19 protein-coding genes and 1 other RNA gene are annotated in these 24,377 nt (G+C 35.6%); 14 read left to right on the top strand and 6 right to left on the bottom strand.

Annotated elements, in window-relative coordinates:
• Positions 1-14 precede the first annotated feature (14 nt).
• A complete protein-coding gene (locus ACN1CN_RS15590) occupies positions 15-395 on the bottom strand; it encodes a nucleoside triphosphate pyrophosphohydrolase family protein (protein ID WP_291285971.1) in 381 nt (126 codons plus the stop codon).
• Positions 396-910: 515 nt separating this feature from the next.
• Between ACN1CN_RS15590 and ACN1CN_RS15585 the strand changes: the two genes are divergently transcribed.
• From ACN1CN_RS15585 to ACN1CN_RS15570, 4 genes are all read left to right on the top strand, one after another.
• The gene (locus tag ACN1CN_RS15585; protein ID WP_291285970.1) at positions 911-2,038 is read left to right on the top strand and encodes an SRPBCC family protein; all 1,128 of its coding nucleotides are present in this window, start codon (positions 911-913) and stop codon (positions 2,036-2,038) included.
• 63 nt (positions 2,039-2,101) lie between these two features.
• Positions 2,102-2,644: an RNA polymerase sigma factor gene (locus tag ACN1CN_RS15580; RefSeq protein ID WP_419136286.1), complete on the top strand. Its 543-nt coding sequence runs from the start codon at positions 2,102-2,104 to the stop codon at positions 2,642-2,644.
• Positions 2,645-2,677: 33 nt separating this feature from the next.
• Positions 2,678-3,094, top strand: coding sequence for a hypothetical protein (locus ACN1CN_RS15575; RefSeq protein WP_419136285.1), 417 nt, complete (start codon positions 2,678-2,680; stop codon positions 3,092-3,094).
• A 17-nt stretch (positions 3,095-3,111) separates the two neighbouring features.
• Complete coding sequence (locus tag ACN1CN_RS15570) at positions 3,112-3,570, top strand: sensor of ECF-type sigma factor (RefSeq protein ID WP_419136284.1); 459 nt, start codon at positions 3,112-3,114, stop codon at positions 3,568-3,570.
• Positions 3,571-3,633: 63 nt separating this feature from the next.
• On the opposite strand, the gene ACN1CN_RS15565 is transcribed toward ACN1CN_RS15570, so the two are convergent.
• Positions 3,634-4,695 (bottom strand): VPS10 domain-containing protein, encoded by a 1,062-nt coding sequence (locus ACN1CN_RS15565; protein WP_419136283.1) that lies wholly within the window; start codon positions 4,693-4,695, stop codon positions 3,634-3,636.
• Between the two features lie 118 nt (positions 4,696-4,813).
• Here ACN1CN_RS15565 and ACN1CN_RS15560 point away from each other — a divergent pair, with 118 nt between their 5' ends.
• The 3 genes from ACN1CN_RS15560 to ACN1CN_RS15550 all read left to right on the top strand — a co-directional run bounded on the left by ACN1CN_RS15560 (position 4,814) and on the right by ACN1CN_RS15550 (position 9,508).
• Positions 4,814-6,040: a hypothetical protein gene (locus ACN1CN_RS15560; protein WP_419136282.1), complete on the top strand. Its 1,227-nt coding sequence runs from the start codon at positions 4,814-4,816 to the stop codon at positions 6,038-6,040.
• Positions 6,041-6,174: 134 nt separating this feature from the next.
• The gene (locus ACN1CN_RS15555; RefSeq protein ID WP_264524770.1) at positions 6,175-8,148 is read left to right on the top strand and encodes a KUP/HAK/KT family potassium transporter; all 1,974 of its coding nucleotides are present in this window, start codon (positions 6,175-6,177) and stop codon (positions 8,146-8,148) included.
• 145 nt (positions 8,149-8,293) lie between these two features.
• On the top strand, positions 8,294-9,508 hold the full coding sequence (locus ACN1CN_RS15550) for an RsmB/NOP family class I SAM-dependent RNA methyltransferase (RefSeq protein ID WP_419136281.1): 1,215 nt from the start codon (positions 8,294-8,296) through the stop codon (positions 9,506-9,508).
• 354 nt (positions 9,509-9,862) lie between these two features.
• Here ACN1CN_RS15550 and ACN1CN_RS15545 read toward each other — a convergent pair whose 3' ends face one another.
• Both ACN1CN_RS15545 and ACN1CN_RS15540 read right to left on the bottom strand, forming a co-directional pair.
• Complete coding sequence (locus ACN1CN_RS15545) at positions 9,863-10,903, bottom strand: AMP-binding protein (RefSeq protein ID WP_419136280.1); 1,041 nt, start codon at positions 10,901-10,903, stop codon at positions 9,863-9,865.
• Positions 10,904-10,914: 11 nt separating this feature from the next.
• Positions 10,915-11,847, bottom strand: coding sequence for a lysostaphin resistance A-like protein (locus ACN1CN_RS15540; protein ID WP_419136279.1), 933 nt, complete (start codon positions 11,845-11,847; stop codon positions 10,915-10,917).
• Positions 11,848-11,961: 114 nt separating this feature from the next.
• Here ACN1CN_RS15540 and arsC point away from each other — a divergent pair, with 114 nt between their 5' ends.
• From arsC to fumC, 3 genes are all read left to right on the top strand, one after another.
• The gene (gene arsC, locus ACN1CN_RS15535; RefSeq protein ID WP_419136278.1) at positions 11,962-12,312 is read left to right on the top strand and encodes an arsenate reductase (glutaredoxin); all 351 of its coding nucleotides are present in this window, start codon (positions 11,962-11,964) and stop codon (positions 12,310-12,312) included.
• A gap of 89 nt (positions 12,313-12,401) precedes the next feature.
• Positions 12,402-14,873 carry an outer membrane beta-barrel family protein gene (locus ACN1CN_RS15530; RefSeq protein WP_291287988.1) on the top strand — a complete coding sequence of 824 codons (2,472 nt, stop codon included), beginning with the start codon at positions 12,402-12,404 and terminating at the stop codon, positions 14,871-14,873.
• A gap of 704 nt (positions 14,874-15,577) precedes the next feature.
• Positions 15,578-16,963 carry a class II fumarate hydratase gene (gene fumC, locus ACN1CN_RS15525; RefSeq protein ID WP_419136277.1) on the top strand — a complete coding sequence of 462 codons (1,386 nt, stop codon included), beginning with the start codon at positions 15,578-15,580 and terminating at the stop codon, positions 16,961-16,963.
• Between the two features lie 114 nt (positions 16,964-17,077).
• Here the strand turns inward: fumC and ACN1CN_RS15520 are convergent, their stop codons facing one another.
• Positions 17,078-18,280, bottom strand: a complete 1,203-nt coding sequence (locus ACN1CN_RS15520; RefSeq protein WP_291286982.1) for an NAD(P)-dependent oxidoreductase — start codon at positions 18,278-18,280, stop codon at positions 17,078-17,080.
• Between the two features lie 240 nt (positions 18,281-18,520).
• Here ACN1CN_RS15520 and ACN1CN_RS15515 point away from each other — a divergent pair, with 240 nt between their 5' ends.
• Positions 18,521-19,723: a serine hydrolase domain-containing protein gene (locus ACN1CN_RS15515; protein ID WP_419136402.1), complete on the top strand. Its 1,203-nt coding sequence runs from the start codon at positions 18,521-18,523 to the stop codon at positions 19,721-19,723.
• A 67-nt stretch (positions 19,724-19,790) separates the two neighbouring features.
• Positions 19,791-20,187, top strand: a transfer-messenger RNA (tmRNA) gene (gene ssrA / locus ACN1CN_RS15510).
• 205 nt (positions 20,188-20,392) lie between these two features.
• On the opposite strand, the gene ACN1CN_RS15505 is transcribed toward ssrA, so the two are convergent.
• Complete coding sequence (locus tag ACN1CN_RS15505; RefSeq protein ID WP_419136276.1) at positions 20,393-20,593, bottom strand: hypothetical protein; 201 nt, start codon at positions 20,591-20,593, stop codon at positions 20,393-20,395.
• 374 nt (positions 20,594-20,967) lie between these two features.
• Between ACN1CN_RS15505 and ACN1CN_RS15500 the strand changes: the two genes are divergently transcribed.
• Both ACN1CN_RS15500 and ACN1CN_RS15495 read left to right on the top strand, forming a co-directional pair.
• Entirely contained in the window at positions 20,968-22,092 is a 1,125-nt protein-coding gene (locus ACN1CN_RS15500) for an AAA family ATPase (protein ID WP_419136275.1), read from the top strand.
• 22 nt (positions 22,093-22,114) lie between these two features.
• Positions 22,115-24,307 carry a S8 family peptidase gene (locus ACN1CN_RS15495; protein ID WP_419136274.1) on the top strand — a complete coding sequence of 731 codons (2,193 nt, stop codon included), beginning with the start codon at positions 22,115-22,117 and terminating at the stop codon, positions 24,305-24,307.
• Positions 24,308-24,377: the final 70 nt, after the last annotated feature.

Genomic DNA, 24,377 nt, shown 5'->3' with positions numbered 1-24,377 from the left:
GTCGGGTTTATTATTTAAAGTAATTTTGAAAAATCAGGTTTAAAATAATTAGGACCTTTCATCACTTTTCCGTCTTCTCTGTAAATGGGCTGACCGTCTTCACCCAACTTACTCATATTACTGCGCTGAATTTCATCAAAAACAGCTTCAATTTTATCCTGCAAACCGTGCTCGATAATGGTTCCGCACAAAATATACATCATATCTCCAAGAGCATCAGCAATTTCAACCAAATCATTGTTTTGAACCGCTTCCAGGTACTCCTCATTTTCCTCTTTCATTAAATTATAACGAAGCAGCTTTTTGGTCTCTCCCAAATCAGCAATTGGCGCCAGACTATGTCCTATTCTAAAAGCAGTATGAAATTCAGTAACTGCATCAAGTTGTTTCTTCATGATATTATTTGATTAAATGAAATGGCAAATTAGCAACAATTCGTATACAATTCTCTAAATTTGCCAAAAATAATTTTTAACTATGTTTAGTCAAGGACAATTAATATTCGGACTCTGTTTTTTTATTGCATTCGTAATCGTAATGATATTCGCTTATCGAAAGGATCTTGCTTTACACAAGGTTTTTTACAAGGGAAATTATAAGGTACTACTGGTCTTCTTACTTTTTATCGCCATTTTATTTGTGATCAAATTTTTCTTCAAAAGATAATTCCAAAAAGGAATTTCACTATTGGAACACAACTGATTTTAGCCAGAAAGCTGTAATTTCAATACACAGCAACATTGCACACCACAATATTCTTTTGAGGTTATATAATTAAAGAGCTTTTAGAACGTTTTATCAGGAACTTTTCCGGATGAGGACAATTGTATAAAATATACTTTTATCACCCTGTTATTAGTGCGACTAGTAATAAATTTTATAACTTTACGACTCCAAATAAACCAGCCCAATGAAGATTCTTAAATACTTATTCCTTCTATTATTATTAAGCCTTGTTGCCCTTACTGTTTTTGTCGCTACTCAAAAAGGAATCTTTTCTGTTGAGAGAAGCAAAGTAATCAACTCACCAAAAGCTACGGTATACAATTACCTCAATGATTTTAGAAATTATGAAGATTTTGAATCCTGGTCTGTTGAAGATTCTTCCATCAAAATGACATTCCCTAATAAAACGGTCGGAAACGGCGCCTCTTTTTATTGGACAAGTTCTGAAGGAAATGGAAATGCTATTACCTTAAAAACAAAGGATGGAGAAAGCATTCAGCAAAAAATGAAATATGACGGAACGGAAGCTGATGTAAACTGGACTTTTAAAGATACTTTGGCCGGAAAAACAAAAGTGACCTGGAAAGCATCAGGAACCATGAGTTTTTTATTTAAAATCTACACCGCTCTAAACGGAGGTTCTGACAAAGTGATTGGAACCATTTACGAAAAAAGTCTCGCAAACATTGATAAAAACTTAGATTACGAAACCAAAACCTACTCTATAAAAGTAAACGGTCTGGTAAAGAAAATCGAAACTCCGTATATCAGACAAACGTTTACTAGTGAAATTGGAAAAATAAGCAAGAATGCCCGAATCGTTATTCCGAAACTGATAACGTTCAGCAAAAACAATGGTTTATCGACCAATGGCAAACCTTTTATCATTTACCACACCTACGACACCACAACCGGACTGGCTAAAATTTCGATCTGTTTGCCTACGATTAGAGAAATCCTAACCACATCAGGAAGTGACATTTCCGGTGGAAAACTAAATGGCTTTGAAGCGGTAAAAACCACTTTAAAAGGCGATTACACACATCTTAACGAAGCCATTAAAAAAACAACCGCTTTTATCAACAACGAAAAAATCACTCCTGATTTAAGCTGGTCGCATCTTGAAATTTTAACCTTGAGCAAACTGGATGTAAAAAGCCCGTCGAAGCTAATGACCGAAATTTACTATCCAACAAAACCTAAAGTAATTCCGGTAGCCAAAGTTCCTGTTTACAGACCTGCTACTACCGATCCGGCAGCCGTAAAACCTGCAGAAACCCCTAAAACACCTGAAGAAGAATCGGAATTCTAAAATAATTAAAGGTGCATTAAACCTTTTGTTTAAAATTCATTCTAATACCATAAATAAAGGAATTTGGCAGACGAGAAGGAATTTATTCAACAATTATTAAATCCTGCAACGCAAAATACTGCGTTTCAAAAACTCGTGTCTGATTATCAAAAACCACTGTATTCTCATATTCGAAACATTGTTTTGAACCATGACGATACAGACGATGTTTTGCAAAATACTTTTGTAAAAGTCTTTCAGTATTTAAAAAACTTTAAAGGAGAAAGCAAACTTTTCTCGTGGATGTATCGAATTGCAACCAACGAAGCTTTGACATTTTTAAGTCAGAAAGCAAAACTTAGCGGATTAACTTCTGAAGCGTTACAAAATAAAACCATCGACAATTTAAAAGCGGATGTTTATTTTGACGGAGACGAAATTCAGATCAAACTTCAAAAAGCGATCGTAACCCTGCCCGAAAAGCAGCAGCTGGTTTTTAAAATGAAATATTTTGAAGAATTAAAATACGAAGAAATTGCCGAGATTCTCGGGACATCTGTTGGTGCTTTGAAAGCATCTTATCATCACGCTGTAAAAAAAATTGAAATATATGTTACCTCAAATTAAACCTTTTGTAACAACAACTGTCTAATAGCTATTATGAAAACATTTAAATTAGAAAACGAACCGAAAATAAAAACTGGATTTAAGACTCCGGAAAATTATTTTGATGATTTTTCGACAAAGGTTTTACAACAAATAAACGAAAAGAAAGAAGTAAAAGTAATTCCGATTTACAAACGCAAAAAAGTCCTTTCAATCGTGGCTGCTGCAGTTGTTTTTATAGCTTTAATGATTCCTATAGCGAACAACTACAACAAAACATCCAAAGACCTTGATGAAGACACTTTGGAAACGTACCTGTCCTATCAGTCCAATTTGAATCAATACGATTTGATTCGCGAACTGGATGATAAAGACATTGATAAACTCAATAAAAATGTTGCGCTCGAACAGGAAACACTTGAAGACATACTAGCGACCAACCCAAATCTCGAAAATTTAATTTCAGAATAAAACAAAAATTTCAAAAGATGAAAATTAAAAATATACTACCGATAATTCTATTCTTTATTACCTTCTCCTTTTATGCCCAGAACGATAAAACGGATGAAAAGCGGGAAAAGATTAAAGCGTATAAAGTTTCTTTCTTAACGACAGAACTTGAGCTAACCTCAACAGAAGCAGAGAAATTCTGGCCTATCTACAATACATACGACGACAAGCAATATGAATTGCGTCACGAAAAGATGAAAATGTATTTGCGTAAATTAGACGACGACAACATCAGTACCATGTCTGAAAAAGAAGCTGCTGCACTCCTCTCGCAAATAGAAAGCGCAGACAAAGAATTGTACGTCCTTCGCGACAAATACAACAGCAATTTAAAAAAGATACTTTCAGCCCGAAAAATATTAAAGCTTAAGAAATCGGAAGACGACTTTAATCGCAAACTTTTAAAACAATATCGCGACAAAGCCGGCAAAAACTAATAACAAAACAACAGCAGCGAGAACCCCATATAATAATACTTACTTTATTATTTGGGGTTCTTGTTATTTAAAACGGATTCGGATTACTTTATTGTGACCAGCAGCAATTGCAGTATTTCTGTTTACAAAACGAATGGTAAAAAGTTTGGTATCCGTTGATAATTGTGTCCAGTTTTCACCTCCATTCTGCGAATATTGTATCCCTTCAGAACCTACACAAATAATTTCTTTGCCATTTCCTCCCGGAACATACTGCACACACGAAGCATATCCAAAACCCATGCCCTGACCAATTAACTGCCAGGTTTTCCCTCCGTCTGTAGTAAAAGCTTTATTGTCCTTTTTTTGATTTGGAAGTTCGTAATCACCACCGGCAATAAATCCGTGTTTCGAATCATAGAAATCAGCTGTAAAAATACCAGTCATGGTTTTCCCTTGTACGATTGGGGTTTCAATGGCTTTCCAGGTTCTTCCTTTATCTGCCGAATAAAAAACACGTGCTTTTTTCCCTCCGGAAACCAGCCAGGTATCATTTCCTTTTATCACAATATTTGTATTGCTGGCGGCAAAGGCTGCTTCGCCCTCAGCATTTGTAGGCAATTTATCCGATAACACTTTCGTCCACGTTTCTCCTCCGTCGCGTGTGATAATAATTGAAAAAGTATCCTCTGTAGGATCTCCAATTGCAATTCCTTCTTTATCATTCCAAAACTGCATACTATCGTAAAACACTTTCGGATTAACTTCTTTATAGACTAATTTTACTTTTTGCGTTTTTTTAGAAACCTGATAAAGCAATGCAGGATTCCCTACACTTAACAAAAAGATATTGTTTGCATTTTGAGCAATACTTCTGAATTCCAGCTTCAAAGTATCACGATAAATATGATCTTCAAACTTCTCTTTTTTATCTAAATCATAAAACCCAAAACGGGAGTTATCGGCACCATACCAAATTTTATTTTTGTCGATTACAATGGCTCTGATACTAATTTTATCCTGAAACAAAGTATCTATCTGTATTGATGTAAAACCCGTGTTAAAAATTCCCTTTCCACTATTATTCAGCGTTTTAAAAGACATTAACAAAATTAAAACACCAAAAAATAATATTACTTTTCTCATACAAACTAGTTTTTTAGCGCTAAAATACAATTATTTATAACACCTGAAATAAGTTTCCCTCTTTTTTCTGGCACAGTAATTGGATACCTCCAAATATTAATCTTAATATGATTTAAAAATGAAAACTAAACTACTTTTTATAGCCCTCCTCACAATAGGTTTGAGTACTGTACAAGTACAAGGTCAAACTACGGTATATGCAAAGAATTCAGATATAAGCGATAATTTAGATTTAAGAGCTGTGGCTTCTATGTTTGGAGAATCGGCTAATTTGCAAGATTTCGAAAGACGTTTGAATGATCCGAGATATCAAATCTCAAATCTTGATTTAAATGATGATAATCAGGTTGATTATCTGCGTGTAATCGAATCTGTCGAAAGCAGAACGCACGTTGTGATTATTCAGGCGGTTTTAGATCGCGATGTTTATCAGGATATTGCAACTATTGATGTCGAAAGAGACAATTACAATAAAGTGAGTGTACAAATTGTTGGGAACAGCTACTTGTATGGTGCCAATTATATTTACGAACCGGTTTACCATGCGGTTCCTGTAATTTATACTTCGTTTTGGGTTACCAATTACAGACCATATTGCTCTACCTGGGGCTGGAACTATTATCCAAGATATTACAGTGCCTGGAGACCTTACCCTATTTACAGATACAGAAACAACATCAATCTGTGTATCAATGTAAACAACAGCTACAACTATGTAAATACAAGAAGAAGTTACAGAGCTCCAGTTTTGTATGAAACAAGACGTACTTATGGTTACGAAACGAGACGTCCTGACTACAGCTTTGCTCAGAGAAACTCTAACGCCAGCAACCGATACGATCTGGATCAAAGACGTGTTTCAACGAGAGAGTACGGAAGAAATCAAAATACGTACACTTCAAATCGATCTACTTCAGATAGAGTATCTACTACAAATGACCGTACGACCAATAGAAACTATTCGGAGAACAGAAGTTCTTCCGACAGAAATTATACTACGAATCGTACTGCTTCTTCAAACAGAGATTACTCAGGTGCAAACACAACTCCTGTGAGAGTTGAAAATTCAGGAAGAAGTGAAAACAGAAGAGATTACAGTCAAAACAATTCAAATACTTCCAGAGGAAATTCACAAACCTACGGAAACACAGAGCGAGTTTCGACTCCACAAAGAACAGAATCTTCCAGAAATTATTCTGACAACAGAGGAAATTCAGCGAGACAGCAAAGCTCTCAAAGCACGCCACGTTACGAAGCTCCAAGAGCAAGTCAGGAGTCCAGAAGCAGTGAACCACAAAGAGAAAGCGGTTCAGGCGGCAGAAGCAGTGGCGGTAGAAGAATTTAATGTAAAAATTGCATTTCCTTATAAAAATCAAAAGCACAATTTAACGATTGTGCTTTTTTTTATCTTTTTACCTATAATTGAGGTTAGTTTGTTTTAAAACACTAAATTTGCAACCGTCTTTTATAAAAATATACATGAGCGCATCGCATAAAAACTTACATAGTAAGTTGTCTATAGGGGGTTTATTGATAACATTAGGAATTATTTATGGAGATATTGGTACTTCTCCATTATATGTAATGAAAGCCATACTTGGTGATTATGCCATTAATTCTGATATTGTTCTTGGCGGAATCTCATGTGTTTTTTGGACTTTGACTTTACAAACTACGATTAAGTACGTACTTATTACCTTAAGTGCCGACAATCATGGGGAAGGTGGAATTTTTGCCTTATATGCACTGGTCAAAAAAACTAAAATTCAGTGGCTCATTGTGCCCGCCATCATCGGAGGAAGTGCCTTACTCGCCGATGGAATTATAACGCCGCCCATTTCGATTTCTTCTGCTGTAGAGGGAATCAGAGCCTTCTATCCAACCATGCAAACAGAGACCATTGTTTACATCGTTATCGGAATCTTATTCATTCTTTTTACCATACAACAATTTGGAACCAAGCTCGTTGGAAAGTTTTTCGCTCCAATGATGTTAATCTGGTTTGCCATGTTGGGAACGTTGGGAACAATTCAAATCCTAAAGCATCCAGAAGTTATTAAAGCGGTAAATCCGTATTATGCTTATCATTTATTGTCTATCCATCCTGATGGTTTCTTCGTACTTGGTTTTGTATTTTTATGTACAACAGGTGCCGAAGCATTGTACTCTGACATGGGGCACTGCGGAAGAAAAAACATCCGAATCAGCTGGGTATTTGTAAAAACGACTCTGGTATTAAACTATTTTGGACAGGCTGCTTATTTAATTCATCATGAAGGCAGTACGCTGCAACAACTAGGTGGAGAAAATGGAAATCCGTTCTATTTAATCATGCCACACTGGTTTCTTCCTTTCGGAATTGTGGTCGCTACTTTGGCTGCAGTAATTGCTTCTCAGGCACTTATCAGTGGATCATTTACTTTGATCAACGAAGCAATGCGTTTGAATTTCTGGCCAAAGGTTAAAATTAAATATCCTACAGAAGTAAAAGGACAATTGTACATCCCATCAATCAACTGGTTGTTGTTTTTTGGTTGTGTTGGAATCGTTTTACACTTTCAGAAATCAGGAAATATGGAACATGCCTATGGTCTTGCGATTATCCTGTGTATGATTATGACCACGATTTTACTGAATTATTATCTGATCATGAAACGTGTAAAATTGTACCTGATGGTGCCGTTAATCACGATTTATTTACTGATTGAATTCAGCTTCCTGATTGCTAACATTACTAAATTTGCCGAAGGTGGTTACGTAACTCTAATCATTGCGATCCTTTTGATCTCGATCATGACCATCTGGTACCTGGCTAAGAAAATTAATAAAAGCTACACCAAAATCATCAAAATTGACGATTATAAGAAGGTGTTAATGGAATTGAGTGAAGACTTATCGATCCCAAAATACGCAACGCACCTGGTGTATATGACCAACGCCAATCGTGTTGATGAATTAGAAGAAAAAGTAATTTATTCAATTTTACAAAAACGCCCGAAAAGAGCTGACATATACTGGTTTGTACACGTAAACATTTTAACAGAACCGTACAAAACACAATACAAGGTTACCGAAATTGCTAAAGACGATATTTACAGAATCGATTTTAATTTAGGATTCAGAGAGCCTACCAAAATCAATTTAATGTTTAGAGAAGTAATTCGTGATATGGTAAAACGTGGCGAAGTAGACATCACCAGCCGTTACGAATCTTTAAACAAAAACAATATTATTGGTGACTTTAAATTTGTACTGTCAGAGAAGTTTTTATCCAATGACAACGATTTAAGATGGCATGAAAACATCATTATGAACTCTTATTTCTTCATTAAAAAACTGAGTTTATCTGAAGAAAGAGCTTTTGGTTTAGACAGTAGTTCGGTAAAAATAGAGAAATTCCCAATGGTGCTTCACGCTCCGGAGAATATTGGACTGACAAGAATTACAAAATAAAGCATTTAAAAACATACTCAGAAAACACTCTTTTAAACTTTATTAGAGTGTTTTTTTTCTTTTAAAAAAGAAGTTAAATAACAATCAAAATTAAAAATTTAACTTTCAATCAATTAATAGTACCTTTGCAACTCAAATAATTAAAATGAGATTACACAGAAATTTAGTTTATACTACCATCGATTCTTTAAACGCAATTTTCAATGAAGGAGAATATGCGGATAAAGTGGTAGCCAGAGCCTTAAAAAAAGACAAACGTTGGGGAAGTTCTGACAGGAAGTTTGTTGCTGAAACAATATACGAAATTGTTCGTTGGAAAAGATTATACGCAGAAATTGCAGAAGTTAAAGAACCGTTCGACAGAGATAATTTATGGAGAATGTTTGCGGTTTGGGCTGTTTTAAGAGGATACCCTATTCCGGATTGGAGACAATTGGAAGGAACTCCTGAGAGAAAAATAAAAGGTCGTTTTGACGAACTTTCTAAAACCAGAGCTTTTAGAGAATCTATTCCGGACTGGATGGATGAATTAGGAGTGAAAGAATTAGGAGAGGCTGTTTGGTCAAAAGAAATTGCGGCTCAAAATCAACCTGCGAAAGTTATCTTAAGAACCAATACGCTGAAAGGTACTAAGGAAAGCTTAAGAAACACCTTGATGGATTTAAATATCGAAACCGAATATTTAAAAGATCAGCCTGAAGCTTTGGTTTTAAAAGAAAGAGCCAATGTATTCCTGACAGATGCTTTTAAACAAGGTTTATTTGAAGTTCAGGATGCCAACTCACAATTGGTGGCTGGTTTTCTGGATGTAAAACCAGGAATGCGTGTGGTAGATACCTGTGCCGGAGCCGGAGGAAAAACATTACACATTGCTTCGTTGATGGAAAACAAAGGGCAATTGATCGCAATGGATTTGTACGAAAGCAAACTGAAACAATTAAAATTGAGAGCCAAAAGAAATGGCGCTTTTAATATTGAGTACCGTATTATTGACACTACAAAAGTGATCAAAAAGTTGCATGAAAAAGCCGACCGCGTTTTAATTGATGCACCTTGTAGCGGTTTAGGAGTTTTAAAAAGAAACCCTGATGCAAAATGGAAATTACAACCGGAGTTTATCGATAACATTCGTAAAGTTCAGTCTGAAGTTTTAGAAAGCTATTCGAAAATTGTAAAACCGGGTGGGAAATTAGTTTATGCTACTTGCTCCGTTTTACCATCTGAAAATCAGGAACAGGTGGAGAAATTCTTAAAGACCGAAATCGGAAAGCAATTTACATTCATTAAAGATCGTAAAATACTAGCCTCAGAATCTGGATTTGACGGATTCTATATGGCGCTTTTGGAGAGAAAGGTTTAATTACTATAAAAAAAATTCCAAATTAAAAATTCCAAATTCCAATCGATACAATTGGAATTTGGAATTTCTTTTTTCTACTGTTTACCAAGGATCAATTTGGACACATATCTGGTGAAATCAAACAATATGGCGGGATGTTGCCACAGGTTGGCGGTTGTGTTAACTGCTTGGAACATCGCAATTGGTAGCCATTTAAATAGTAAATAAAATCACCGCCTTTAATTTGCTTTAATTCGCTCTTACTCAATTGCTCAACATTTGTTAGATTTAAGATAAATTTCATAATTATTAGGTTTTAAAGTTAATACCTTATAAATATAGCCAATTTTTCTTACTTTCGACGAAGTATTTTTTCTACACCAAACTAGGCTTACGCAACAGTTTCCCGTTCTCATTTTCTTTGAACTTCGGGACAAAAACAATCTCCTTTGGTTTTTCATATTTTCCCAATACATCAAAAAAATCGGCAGCAAACTCTTGCTTCTCTCCTTCTATCACCAAAATTAACTTCTCTCCCAAAACGGTATCAGGAACTCCGGTTACAAAAAATCGACTGTTAATTTTTCCTATCAGCTTACTTTCTATTTGCTCCGGAATCAACTTCACCCCTCCACTATTCACTACATTATCGATTCGTCCCAAAAACACAAACTGGTTTTCATTCACCAATTCCACCAAATCATTGGTCACGATAGGCTCGTTAGAAACCGAAGGCAGGTGAATAACCAGACAATCGCGATCGTCTTTGCTGATCTTCACATTCGGAAGAATCGAGAACGCCTTTTCTCCCACTCTTTTAGCAGCGATATGTGTGATCGTTTCCGTCATGCCGTAAGTTTCGTAAATCTCCGTTTTTAAGGGCAGTAATTGCGCTTCCAGGGCACTGTCGATTTTAGCACCACCAATGATTAACTTCTTAACATTCTTTAATCCTGCTATAGAATTCTGAACCTGTAAAGGCACCATGGCAACAAAATCGTATTGTGTTTTATTTAAAGCCAAAGGCGCAGTACTAGGTGATACCACATCAATATCCAAACCTAAAATTAAACTGCGAACCAGCATCATTTTACCGGCTATAAACTGTGTTGGCAAACAAAGCAATGCCTTGTCACCTGGCTTCAGACCGAAAAAATCACCCGTTGCTAAAGCCGACTGAATCATAGCCTGTTTTTCTAAGCGCACTAATTTCGGAAGCCCGGTTGTACCCGAAGTTGTCATTTCAATAAAGTCTTTTTTATCGAACCAGTCCAGTAAAAACTCACCAATGGCTCTCTCGTACACATCCCCTTCTTTGATGTAACTATACCCTATGCGGCATAAATCCTTTCCATTTAAATGATAACCATTCAACTTAAAATAATTATGGACATTTTTGTGTGTTAGTTTTGACATGACTGTATGTTTTAATTTGAAGATTCTACAACAACTATTTTACCCGTTAATTTTTCTTTCCAATTGTTCCATTTGTATTTTTTGCTAAAGATAAAAAGCAAAATAGGATAAACCACCACTACTGGCAGTATTACATCCCAACCTGCCGAAGGTTCTGAGATATCTCTAAAAAGCGAATGCGTTTGAAAAACAGACCAATCCGAAGTCACTAACAAAGCGCCCACTAAATTATTTGCCGCATGAAAACCTAACGCCAATTCCATCCCCTCATCCATCAAGGTAATTACACCCAGAAACAAACCAGTTCCGATATAATACACCATCACTATATAGCCCATCTTTTCAACTTCGGGATTAAAAATGTGCATCGTACCAAATATCAGCGAAGTCATTAGAAGCGGAAACCATCTGTTTTGAGCCAGATTAGCAAATCCTTGCATCAGGTATCCTCTAAAAACATATTCTTCGGTAGAAGTTTGTATCGGTATTAATAACGTCGCTAACACCACTAAAATTAGAAAAGGGACAAGTTTAAAATTCCAAACAAACTTCTCAGGAGCATTCAGATAAAGCGCCAGAAAACTCAAAACAGAGAACAAAGCCCATAGTGAAAAAGAAAAGCTTATCCGTTTCCAATCTACCTTTGCTCTAGAAGTCGTAACAGACAAAAATGTCTGACGGTGCAAATACTTTACCACGTAATACACTCCGGCAAACGCAAAAACAAAAGAAATCATCACCAAAAACAAGGTCAGATTAAGTTCAAACATACGCATTACTGCTCCATTATCAACAGGAAAAGGCTCCCCGGACATGTAACTTTTACAAAACACGGCAACAGAAAAAGGAATTTGACCAATAAATGACGCTATAATGATAAAAAACGATCCTAAAAGATACAACCAGAACTTATTATGGGGTTTAATTCCTTGTTCTAAAAACATATTTACAAAAATTTAAAAAATGAGAATTCGATTCAGTAACTAAATCTTATTTTTGGAACTGCTAAAATACCTATTTTTAGTTTAATTATCTTACAGCAATTTAAATATATCAAAATGATACAAATTTATCATAACCCACGTTGTGGAAAATCAAGAACCTGTCTGGCTTTTATTGAAGAAACAAAGCAGGAATATCAGATCATTCCTTATCTGACCGAAACTCCGGACTTTAATGAGTTAAAAAAACTACTCGAAAAACTAAACCTTCAGCCCCTGCAATTGGTCAGAACTAAAGAAAAAGTATGGATTGAAAATTACAAAGGAAAGTCTCTGACCGACGACCAAATTATAGCCGCTATGGTGGAACATCCTATTTTAATCGAGCGCCCGATTGTTGTAAAAGACGGCAAAGCAATCATTGGAAGAGATCCGGATTTGGTAGCTTCTTTTTTAGATCAATTATAAAGAACCATATTAACATATTTTTGTGATTTTTCTCTTTAAACCAAAAGCTACATTTGCCGTCTAAAGAGTAATTGAAACCAAAAATCACAATGAAGAAAATCAAATTTGCTGTATTACTTGTATCCTTTCTTACAAGTTTCTACAACTATGCACAACAGGCGCCACCTGCTAAAAACAAGGTAAAAGTTACCGGGAAAGTTTTCGAAAAAATAAGTAAACAGCCTCTTGAGTATGCTACCATTTCGTTCACTGCACCAAATGACACCAAAGTTATAGCTGGTGGAATCACCAATCCAAAAGGGGAATTTGACGTGGCTGTTGCACCGGGGACTTACGATATAAAAGTTGAATTTATTTCGTTCAAATCCTCTTTAATCAAAGGAAAAACGATTTCCGAAGACACTTCTTTAGGTATTGTTAATCTATCGGAAGATGCTGCGCAATTAAGTGAAGTTGTCGTTCGTGCCGAAAAATCAAGCGTTGAAATAAAACTGGACAAAAAGGTTTACAACGTTGGACAGGACATGATGGTAAAAGGTGGAACTGTAAGTGACGTTTTAGACAATGTACCTTCAGTTTCTGTAGATACCGAAGGAAATGTAAGCTTACGAGGCAGTGACAATATCCGAATTTTAATTGACGGAAGACCTTCAAACGCCATCAATGTAGCCGAAGCTTTGCGTCAGCTTCCAGCCGATGCTATTGACAAAGTAGAAGTAATCACCAACCCATCGGCACGTTATGATGCAGAGGGAGGATCAGGAATCATCAATATTATTCTTAAAAAAGGAAAAAACCAGGGATTTAACGGAACTTTTATCGCCTCAACCGGACTTCCTGAAACTTATGGTTTAAGTGCCAACTTAAATTATAAAACCGAAAAATTCAATTATTTTACAACAGCGGGTTACAACTACAGAACCAATGAAGGTCGAGGACTAACCAATACTTCCTACTATAATGCTGATGGATCTCCAAAAGGTTATTTAGACGAAGATCGCGACACTAAAAGAATTAGAAACGGCTTTAACGCAAGAGCCGGAATGGAATGGACAGTGGCACCAAACACTTTCTGGACCAATGCCATTAATTATCAAAAAAACTCAGGTGAGGACAAAGATTATATCAACTACAATAACTTTGATGCCGCTCGTGCTTTTACAGGAACAACTTCTCGTTTAAACAATGCCGACACCGGAAGCGAAAACGTAGAATTTACTTCGAACTTAATCAAAAATTTCAACGATAAAGGACACAAACTTACTGCCGATTTATCGATTTCAAGAAATACAGACGACAGTGACGGTATGATTACAGCATTACCGACCTCTAATACTACGCTAAACGATCAGGTACAAAAACAAGTACAACTTCAGGCAGATTACGTTCTTCCATTAGGAAAAGGAAGTCAGTTTGAGGCAGGATATAAAGGAAACTTTGGAGACTTAAACAACGAATACAACGTTACCAACCTCATCAATGGAAACTATGTTATAGATCCAAAAAAATCAAACACTTTAGAATACAAAGAAAACATCAATGCCGTTTACGCTCAATATGGTTTGAAAGTTAATAAATTCTCTTATTTGTTTGGTTTGCGTTGGGAAGACACTAATATTCAGGTAAACCTATTAGACAACAGTATTTTCAATACCAAAAAATACAACAACTTGTTTCCAAGTGCTTTTGTTAGCTATGAAATTTCAGATCAGAGTAATTTTACCGCCAGCTACAGCAAACGTGTATCAAGACCTAGAGGACGTTTCATGAATCCGGCTCTTAACTACGCCAGTAACATTAATATTTTTCAGGGAAATCCCGATCTGGATCCGTCCTTAACGGATAAATTTGATGTAGGCTATATCAAAAGATGGGAAAAAGTAACCTTTAGCACTTCTGCCTATTTCGAAAACACAAAAGATGTTTTCAGCTTTGTCAGAACTCCAAATGGAGACAATGTAGACGGAATTCCTGTTATTCTAAGCCGTCCTATTAACTTAGGAAAAGAGCAAAAATATGGTTTCGAATTCACCTTCAACTACAGTCCGTATAAATGGTGGAGACTAAACAGTAACTTCAACCTTTACAATGTAAAAACAACCGGAGAAAACACTTATGTAGATACCGAAGGTAAAACCATTGTGCAAAACCTTAACAATCAGGCCAACACCTGGTTTGCTAGAATCAGCTCAAAAGTTACGTTACCCTACAAAATTGACTGGCAGTTAAGCGGCACCTTCAATGGCGAGCAAAAAACAGCACAAGGTAAAATCTTAGACCAATTTGGTATGAATACCGCTTTCAGTAAAGATGTATTGAAAGACAAAGCGACAATTGCCTTTAATATCAGTGACATTTTTAACTCCAGAGTCATGAGATCGTACACCTACCTTCAAAATGATACCACTCTTGAAAGTCAAAAATCTTACAGCGAAATGCAGTTCCGTAGACGTCAATTCAATCTATCGTTTACCTACCGTTTCAACAAACCGAAAAGCGACAGAGAAAAACCGGGAGCACCTAAAAATGATGGTGACGGCGGTGGAGAATTCCCTGGATAACACTATAGGTTAAAATCCAAACTAAAAAATTCCAATTTTGTAAAACTTAATTGGAATTTGGATTTTTTTTTGAATTTGGAATTTGGGTTTTGGAATTTAAAACTTCACTTTATCGCATAAAAAAAAGGACTCGTAAAAACGGGTCCTTTTTTATGAAATCAACTTAAAATTAAATTGATTGTTCTTGTTTCTTCTTTGCTCTTTTCTCTTTGAACATTTCCCAGCTAGCACCCGTAACCCAATAAGATACGAAACCTACTAAGAAAAACATCAACCAAAACCCTATAGTTAGTATGGTCAAGAAAAGTAAAAAACCTAAGTACTGTGAAAATTCAAACATGTTTTCCGGAATTTTTGAATGTAAGGACAAATGTAAGCCTTATATTTTTCCTTAGCAATAAAATCCAAATCAATTTTCGGGAAATAACATTTATGCTTATATTTATACTCATTTTAAATAAGCTTTTTTTCTTATGGATAACCGTCCTTTTACTGAACAATCTCAAGCACAAGAACATGAGAGTTTTCAGAAGCTAATTCCTGCTGTCCGCTCTATCTTTTGCGCCAAACCCCGGCACAAAAGGATGCCGCTGCCATCAGGGCTAGTTCTCTCATTTTCATAAGAAATTTCAGTTTTCAGCAAACATTTTACATTTCACAAACAACATTTCACATTTTACAAATAACTTTTTACATACCACATAATGAAATACAGAATAGAAAAAGACACGATGGGCGAAGTGCAGGTCCCTGCCGACAAATATTGGGGAGCACAAACAGAACGTTCGAGAAACAACTTTAAAATTGGAGCAGCTGGGTCTATGCCGCAGGAAATCATTGAAGGGTTTGCTTATCTAAAAAAAGCAGCCGCTTACGCCAATGCCGACTTAGGCGTTTTACCTTTCGAAAAAAGAGATGCCATCGCAGCCGTTTGCGATGAAATTTTAGCAGGACAATTAAATGACGAATTCCCTCTTGTCATCTGGCAAACCGGTTCAGGAACACAAAGCAACATGAATGTCAACGAGGTAATAGCCAATCGTGCACAAGTCTTAAAAGGATTCAATATCGGAGAAGGCGAACCGTTTATTAAAGCCAATGACGACGTAAACAAATCGCAATCTTCCAACGACACCTTCCCTACAGCCATGCACATTGCAGCTTACAAAATGGTGATTGAAACCACCATTCCGGGAGTCGAAAAACTTCATGCGACATTAACTGCAAAAGCAACCGAATTTAAGGAAGTGGTAAAAATTGGCCGTACCCACCTTATGGATGCCACCCCCTTAACACTTGGACAGGAAATTTCAGGATACGCTGCTCAATTGTCTTTTGGATTAAAAGCGCTTAAAAATACACTCGCCCATTTATCCGAGATCGCTTTGGGGGGAACCGCAGTAGGTACCGGATTAAACACTCCAAAAGGATACGATGTAAAAGTAGCCGAGTATATTGCAAAATTTACCAACCATCCTTTTGTGACGGCCGAAAACAAATTTGAAGCCCTGGCAGCACACGACGCTATTGTAGAAACTCATGGAGCCTTAAAACAACTGGCCGTTTCCCTAAACAAAATCGCAAACGATGTGAGAATGTTAGCTTCAGGACCTCGTTCAGGAATTGGTGAAATTCATATTCCGGAAAACGAACCGGGATCGTCTATCATGCCCGGAAAAGTAAACCCAACCCAGTGTGAAGCATTGACAATGGTTTGTGCACAAGTAATTGGAAACGACATGGCAATTGCAGTTGGCGGAATGCAGGGGCATTATGAACTGAATGTCTTCAAACCGGTTATGGCCGCAAACTTCCTGCAATCGGCACGATTATTAGGTGACGCCTGCATCTCGTTTGACGAACATTGCGCACAAGGAATCGAACCAAACTACAAACGCATTAAAGAATTGGTCGACAACTCGATGATGCTGGTTACCGCCTTAAATACAAAAATTGGCTATTACAAAGCTGCCGAAATTGCACAAACAGCCCACAAAAACGGAACTACTCTTAAAGACGAAGCAGTTCGTTTAGGCTACGTAAGCCCGGAAGACTTTGACGCCTGGGTGAAGCCGGAGGAGATGGTTTAATTTTTTTGTTTCAAGTTTCAGGTTTCAGGTTAAAACTTGAAACAAATAAAAAGGAGAAAATTTTAAATTTTCTCCTTTTTATATAACATCAAACTTGAAACCTGAAACAAAGTTCTATTTCCCGTCTACATAATCCTGCAGGTAACTAAACCTTTCTGTTAGTTTTCCTTTCTCCGTTATTTTAGCGCGTTTTAAAATTCCATCCTTGTCACCGTTGAAAAAAGCCGGAATCACATGCTCCATAAATTGCTCTCCAAAACCTTCACTGGCATCTTTTGGAATTTCACATGGTAAATTATCAACAGCCATTACCACTACTGCCGCCGGATGAAATACATCTACTTCTTTATCTTCCAAAGGAAAATAACCGTACAAAGGCTCTGCAATAGTCGAAGATCGCACAGTACACGCAATTGGACCATTAACATCACACGAAATATCGGCAACTACTTTTAGCTTACAATCGCTTGCATTCAACATTTCACGCGTCAGAATCATCGGAGCTCCTGTCGCATAAAAATGACCCGCAAAATAAATATCCGTCACCTTCGTAAACTTTTCAAAATCTGAAACATACGCTTCCGGATGTGCTACGAAATCTTTAAAATCAACAACCTCACCGTCAATACGTTTGTTATATTCCAAAACATCCAACTGCACGTAAACGGCCTGCGCATACTTCTTCGTCAGATAATTATCAACTGTAATTTCTTTTATTTTTATAGCATCCAAAATTTCTTTGGCACCACTCCCTACTTTACCTGTTCCGGTAATAACAAATTTTAGAGCCGGCATTGTAATACGCTTCAACTGCTTGATTAAAGCCTCTTTTCCGTCAAGCGTTTCTGCTTTTGGTAATTTAAACAACTCGAACTTTATTCCAAAAGCGCGAATTCCATTGTAAACTCCCACCATTCCAGCGTACCTGCCAAAACCTATTAAACGACGGTTATGAGCATCTACAATAGTTTCATGGTCATATAAATCAATATTTTTCTCTAAAATAGCCTGCAACAATTTTCTATTATAAGGCTGTTTTTTAATCGTATGCGAAAAAAAGAAATAGGCTTTATTAGGAATCAAATTCTCAACCGGAACCTCTTTTACACCAAATAACACATCACAATTTGAAACATCTTCGGTAACTGTGATTCCCATACTCTTGTACTGCATGTCCGAAAAAATCCTGATATCAGAACTCTCTACCTCCACTACGGCTTCATGATAAAGCTGTTTAAGTCTTGTAAGTTCATTAGGAGCAAAAACAACTCTGCGGTCCGGCGGGTTTTTTCTTTCTTTTATGATTCCAAATTTCATTTAAACGGGTTTAAAATAATTATTAATATAACTTTTTACATCTTATTTGTTTCAAATATAACAAATTTAGTTAAAGTTTTCATGAAGAATTACAATTTAGAATATTTAAAAACCGTTAAAAGCTGACAAACAATCAATTAATTAAACAAAACCTTAATTTTTTGTTAAATAACGGTTTTGGAGTATCTCAAAACGGCAAAACATAACTATTGAATTCTATATATTTGTTTTTAAAGAATGATGAAAATGAGCTTCCTTAAAAAAACAAAGATACCACAAATACTTCTTCTAGTATTAGTTTTAAGTTCTTGTGGAAAAGATAAAAAAACAACCGCAGATACTGCTTCAACGATAGAAGATACTTTACCCAAAATGAAACCGTTAGGCCCGGAAAAAAGAATTTCACAAGCCTATATAAATTCAGTAACCGGAAGAATAAATCACTTTTACAACAAAAACTGGCCCAACAATAGTATGAACGGGAGTTTTTTGGTGGCCACAAACGGTCAGATTATTTTTGAACGTTACAATGGTTTCGCGAATAAAAACGAAGGCACTAAAATAACTGCAGAAACTCCTGTACAAATTGCTTCCGTGAGTAAAGTTCTAACTGCGACTGCTGTTTTGAAACTTGTAAATGCAGGTAAGATCGATTTAGATCAAAAAGTAAATACGATTCTAAAAACCTTTCCATACGAAGAATGTACGATAAGAATGTTGCTTGACCATCGTACCGGAATGCGCAACTATGCTTATTTCACAGACCGCGACAAATCAGTATGGGACAGGCACAATCAGCTTACCAATAAAGATATCCTGGATATTTTGGCTACCAAAAATATTGGTTTAGAATCTAGAACCGGAACACGTTTTAGCTATTGCAATACCAACTATGCGATGCTCGCTTTAATTATTGAAAAAATTACGGGCTTAACGTATAAAGAAGCCATGTCTCAAATGATTTTCAAACCTCTGGGAATGAAACACACTTATGTTTTTGACGATGACAAGGACAGAAAAAAAATTGTTCCTTCTTATAAAGGTAATGGTGTAGAAATTGGTTTTGATTATCTGGATAATGTTTATGGGGATAAAAATATATTTTCAACCGTGCGAGATCTTTTAAAGTTTGACCGCGCCAGAAATTCACCTGACTTTTTAAAACCGGCATTACTTAAACAAGTTTATACCGGCTACAGTAATGAGCGTAAGGGAACTAAAAATTACGGTTTAGGCATCCGAATGATCAATTGGGAAACCGGGCAAAATTTTTATTTTCACAACGGTTGGTGGCACGGCAATACCTCATCGTACATTACTTTGATGAAAGAGCATGTTACGATTATCGCGTTGTCGAACAAAATGACTCGAAATACCTATGCCGTTCGTAAACTGGCGCCAATTTTTGGTGATTATCCGTTTAATTTCAAGGATGAAGAATAATGTTATTTTTCTGAAAGATTTATTACAAAACTAACTTCAAATAGTATAAATTTGCAAACTCATTTTTGGGGTCGACTGGTTTTGACAGCAAGTCGAATTGAAAAGTAAGCACGTCGAGCATTGAGACCTTGCTCGTAAATATAAGATCTTACAATTTTACACGGCGAAAATAACTACGCTTTAGCTGCATAATCCGAATTATAGTACGATTGCGCCACGTTCCTACCAGGTAGGAAAGCTGGATTCTCCTTGAAAGCCTTGGTTTGTGGCGGTCAGTACAGGGGAACCGTAAAAATAAACCTAGATTTCCATGAGCTTCGGGTGGAGATTGAAATTAAGAAGATAAGTGTTGAGTGGTTGTTCCTGACCTGGCTCAACATCGAAAATCCAATCAGGGAATAAACGTGTAGAAAGCTCTTTAGTTGCTTGTTTGGACCCGGGTTCGATTCCCGGCGACTCCACAAAAAGGAAGGTATCGAACACCTTCCTTTTTTATTTAATTCTCAAAAAATATTCTATTTTCAACTATAAAACAGCATAATTTTTGTTATTTTAACAAAAACTACTTTCCAACATACTGAAAACATTAAAAACAAAAAAAGTAGTTAACAGGAATCGAACACCTTAAAGCAACATTTTAAAAAAGCATTCAACAGATTTGTTTTTTCTTTACAGATTTGAAGTTTCATCTTTCAATCCTCTCTCTTGTTTTTCTTCAAGCTCTTTTAATGTACGTGCTACAATTACCTTTACAAACCATCTAACTATAACAGCTTCTCTTCCCTCCTTCATTCTTTTTTCTTCTACCTTTTTTAACAACTTACTACGCTTTGGTTTCATTATAATTTGATATTGATTATCAAATTTCATAATGCCATTTAAATTAAGCGTTAACTAATAATGATTATATAATTTATGGAATAAAAAAAACTAACAAGCCATTAATTAAGAGGAAGAAGAAGAGAGAAAAAAAATGTATTAATCCAAACACTGTATAGTAAAGAATTAAAAACACATTTTCATTTAAGAAATTTCATCGGTACGGAATTTTATTTAGCAATTACGGAAAACCGTAATTGCTTTTAATTATTAAGATATAGTTTTGTCTTGGTTAAATTCCTATTTCATTTTTTTTCTGTTTTTTTGTGAAAAAATAAAAAACAGAAAAAATATATTTTTTTATCCTTAAAAATAAGTACTTTTGTTTTTCTGTATTTGTATTTTAATAGATAAAACAATAAAAAATGAAACCTACTGAAAAGAAAATAATTATTGATTTAATCCAATCTGGCTTAATTGGAGAAACAAAAAGAGTCGAATTGGCTGCGCTTAGTTTAGCTAGATCAGTCAAAGATGAAAGTCCAGAGATGTTTGATAATATTAAAAATACTTTAGCTTCTTATTCATTAACAGGAGGTGCAAATATTAGAAGTGCAGGTTCTGCTCCGATCCCTACTGACGGTGATTCAAAAATGGAAATGGCAACTATTTACGAACCCAATATCGAACAAAATCCTTTGCCAGTGCTTCCAGCATTTTTAATGGATAGGATCAATAGTTTTATTGATGAAAGGAATAAAATAGATATTCTTATTGAAAACAACATTAAGCCATCAACAAGCTTGCTTTTAGTTGGACAGCCAGGTACAGGTAAGACAATGTTAGCTAAACATATAGCTTCCATTCTTAATAAAAATTTGATCATTTTAGATTTATCTTCTAGCGTATCAAGTTTGATGGGGAAGACAGGAGCAAATTTAAAACGAGTTTTGCAATATGCTAAACAAAGTGCTTCCATATTGTTGTTTGATGAATTTGATGCTATTGCAAAAAAGAGGGATGATTCTACTGATTTAGGAGAAATAAAAAGAGTTGTGAATATATTATTAATGGAACTTGAAGACTGGCCAATTTCTTCGGTTTTTATTGCTACAACAAATCATCCAGAGCTATTAGATAAAGCAATATGGAGAAGGTTTGATCATACTTTAGAGTTTCCAACACCAGATAAGAATCTTAGGCTAAAAATTTTGGAAGATGAATTAAAAGATTTTTTGATTAAGAATAATACATCATCGGAAATATTGAAACCAATATCTGAAATGTTCGATGATAAAAGTGCAGCAGATTTATGTAAGTATTCTAACAATGTTAAAAGAAGAGCAATATTGAAAAATGAAAAACCTTTAAACTCTTTGTTAAATGAAATTGAAGACTTTCAGAATGATAAAAAATTGAGAGCAAAATTTTGCGTAATAGCAAAAGACTTGTTAGGAAGCGACTTGACAATGAGAGAATTGTCCGAACTGACTGGATTAAGTATAAGCGGAGTTAATCATCATATTTCAAAAACAAAAAATCATAAATGAAAACAACAAAAGAAGACCAATATTGTATAATGGCGAAGTTTACTCAAAGCCTATAACAAAAAAATCAGGTTTTGGCACTAAATCAGTACCATACACTTATGAAGATGCTAAAGAAAATCTTCTCAATGATATTTCTTCAACTAGATCAATGATCAATAAGTTGTCTGATTCGCAGAGAATGCCTAATGAGGTAATTTTAAGTCTTGTAGTGCAACCTGAATTTACTGCAAAATCATACTATCCTGCTTCATTGTTTGATAATAATGGTTCTGAAAAGTTTGGTATTCAAGAAATTGGATCTAGAGTATGGAAGCCTAAAAATAACGGCGATAGAACTTCAAAAATGTATTTTATCCGTACTACAGAAGGGAGCTTAGAGAAACTGGAAAGCCATTTGAATTCCCGCACATCTTCGTTAACAAAAGGATTTGTGGAAGATATTAGAAAAATATCCTCTTTAGGGTTATTGGATTCGGATGATCAGATTTTAGGTATGTCAAATGATTGGACTGAAGGAAAATTAGAAGCCGTTCTGCATCCTTTTGCTATTGATAGCAAAAGTAGTCTGACTCTTTTCTTAGAAAAGATTAGTGCTAATGGAGTTGATAAAAAATCAATAAAATATAAGCGATATCACAGCGGGGTGACATTTGTGAGCTTTGATGGGAATAGAGAAACTTTAAAATCTATTGCAGGTTATAACCCTTTGAGAACAATTCATCCTTTAAAAGTCAGAGAACTTCCTAGTGTTGACAGAGCGTTTTCAGCCACAAATGGTCCGAAAGCCCCTGTATTTAGAAAAAAGTCCCCTATTGTAGTTGGAGTTATTGATGGCGGAGCCGATATTTCAAATCCCTTTTTAAAGAATTACATTGAGTCTGAATTTTCGGTTTCAGGAAACCCAATTCCCAGCTATGTAAATCATGGGACACAAGTATCTGGTGTTGTGCTATATGGAGCGTTAAATAAGTATAAAAACACTGATGTAATGATTGAGCCTTCTATTTCCGTTAAAAGTTTTGGAGTGCTTTCTTCTGATACTAATGATCCAGATTTATATGAAGCTATAGATGCAATAGAGAAGTTAGTGCCTGAAAATAGAGATATATCAGTTTATAATTTAAGCCTAGGTCCTTGTGGACCAATTTTAGATGATAATATTTCTCGATTTACTTATTCATGTGATCTGTTGAGTTATGAATATGGAGTTTTATTTTGTGTTGCAGTTGGAAATGATGGTGAAGTAGCTGGTTATGATCGAATTCAATCTCCTTCTGATTCTGTTAATTGTCTAGCAGTTGGAGCTTATACAAAATCAGGAGATAAAGAAATACGTGCGCCTTATAGTTGTATAGGGCCAGGCAGAGAAGGTGGTAAAATGAAGCCGGATGTGTCAGCATTCGGAGGATGTGATAATTATCCGATTCACCTAATTGGTAGTGCAGATGCAACCAAAGTGCTGAGTGCAGGAACAAGCTTTTCGAGTCCAATTGTAGCGTCTGTTGCAGGTAGATTAATTGGTGAGTCAAATGGAAATATTAGTGCCTTAATAGCAAAATCATTAATAATTCATTCAACAACAGAGAAAGCTAAATTTCATACCAATGAATTAGGGCATGGAATTATAAATGAGGATATTGATAAAATAGTAAATTGTGTAGATAAATCATATACAGTTATTTATCAGGGGCAATTAGATGCTGGCAAATATGTTGAATTTGCAATTCCTTGGGATGAAACAATCGACCAAGGTTCGACATCGTTCAAATGGACGTTAGCAATCCTAAGTGATGTAGATCAACTAAGTTCAGATGATTATACCTCTTCAACGATAGAAGTTGTTTTTTTTGCAAATAAAAATAAGTACAGTTTTAAAAACATAAATAATACTTTAATTCCAGGCGAAAGTAAACTTAAAAAAAGTGAAACTGTTGATATCGATTTGAATCCTGAAAGAGCTGAATTATTAACATCATTAGGATGGAAAAAAGACAATTTTCCAGTAACCGACTCTCCTAAAAAACAATTTGTAAGTGAATCTGATTTACGCAGTGATCTAAAATGGGACACTTTAGATACGAGAATAATTTCAAAAAAATCAAATGGTTTGAGAAATCCAAGTTTTCATGTTCATGCTATTGGTAGAGGTTCGAGGTTAGAAGTGCAAATTCCGGTTATATTGATCACCCCATTCCGTTTTAAAGTGAGCACCTGATTCCAGTTCAAAATGACCACCTAATTCCGGAGCAAAATGACCACCTCCGTTTTGATTAAAAACTATATTT

Source organism: Flavobacterium sp. T12S277, from assembly GCF_048514875.1.
Classification (GTDB): domain Bacteria; phylum Bacteroidota; class Bacteroidia; order Flavobacteriales; family Flavobacteriaceae; genus Flavobacterium.
This window is presented reverse-complemented; position numbering and strand designations above follow the sequence as displayed.

Bases quoted from the DNA above. Each gene is read 5' to 3' on its own strand.
- ACN1CN_RS15590 (WP_291285971.1), bottom strand. From the start codon at position 395: ATGAAGAAACAACTTGATGCAGTTACTGAATTTCATACTGCTTTTAGA.
- ACN1CN_RS15585 (WP_291285970.1), top strand. From the start codon at position 911: ATGAAGATTCTTAAATACTTATTCCTTCTATTATTATTAAGCCTTGTT.
- ACN1CN_RS15575 (WP_419136285.1), top strand. From the start codon at position 2,678: ATGAAAACATTTAAATTAGAAAACGAACCGAAAATAAAAACTGGATTT.
- ACN1CN_RS15570 (WP_419136284.1), top strand. From the start codon at position 3,112: ATGAAAATTAAAAATATACTACCGATAATTCTATTCTTTATTACCTTC.
- ACN1CN_RS15565 (WP_419136283.1), bottom strand. From the start codon at position 4,695: ATGAGAAAAGTAATATTATTTTTTGGTGTTTTAATTTTGTTAATGTCT.
- ACN1CN_RS15560 (WP_419136282.1), top strand. From the start codon at position 4,814: ATGAAAACTAAACTACTTTTTATAGCCCTCCTCACAATAGGTTTGAGT.
- ACN1CN_RS15555 (WP_264524770.1), top strand. From the start codon at position 6,175: ATGAGCGCATCGCATAAAAACTTACATAGTAAGTTGTCTATAGGGGGT.
- ACN1CN_RS15550 (WP_419136281.1), top strand. From the start codon at position 8,294: ATGAGATTACACAGAAATTTAGTTTATACTACCATCGATTCTTTAAAC.
- ACN1CN_RS15545 (WP_419136280.1), bottom strand. From the start codon at position 10,903: ATGTCAAAACTAACACACAAAAATGTCCATAATTATTTTAAGTTGAAT.
- ACN1CN_RS15540 (WP_419136279.1), bottom strand. From the start codon at position 11,847: ATGTTTTTAGAACAAGGAATTAAACCCCATAATAAGTTCTGGTTGTAT.
- arsC (WP_419136278.1), top strand. From the start codon at position 11,962: ATGATACAAATTTATCATAACCCACGTTGTGGAAAATCAAGAACCTGT.
- ACN1CN_RS15530 (WP_291287988.1), top strand. From the start codon at position 12,402: ATGAAGAAAATCAAATTTGCTGTATTACTTGTATCCTTTCTTACAAGT.
- fumC (WP_419136277.1), top strand. From the start codon at position 15,578: ATGAAATACAGAATAGAAAAAGACACGATGGGCGAAGTGCAGGTCCCT.
- ACN1CN_RS15520 (WP_291286982.1), bottom strand. From the start codon at position 18,280: ATGAAATTTGGAATCATAAAAGAAAGAAAAAACCCGCCGGACCGCAGA.
- ACN1CN_RS15515 (WP_419136402.1), top strand. From the start codon at position 18,521: ATGAAAATGAGCTTCCTTAAAAAAACAAAGATACCACAAATACTTCTT.
- ACN1CN_RS15505 (WP_419136276.1), bottom strand. From the start codon at position 20,593: ATGAAATTTGATAATCAATATCAAATTATAATGAAACCAAAGCGTAGT.
- ACN1CN_RS15500 (WP_419136275.1), top strand. From the start codon at position 20,968: ATGAAACCTACTGAAAAGAAAATAATTATTGATTTAATCCAATCTGGC.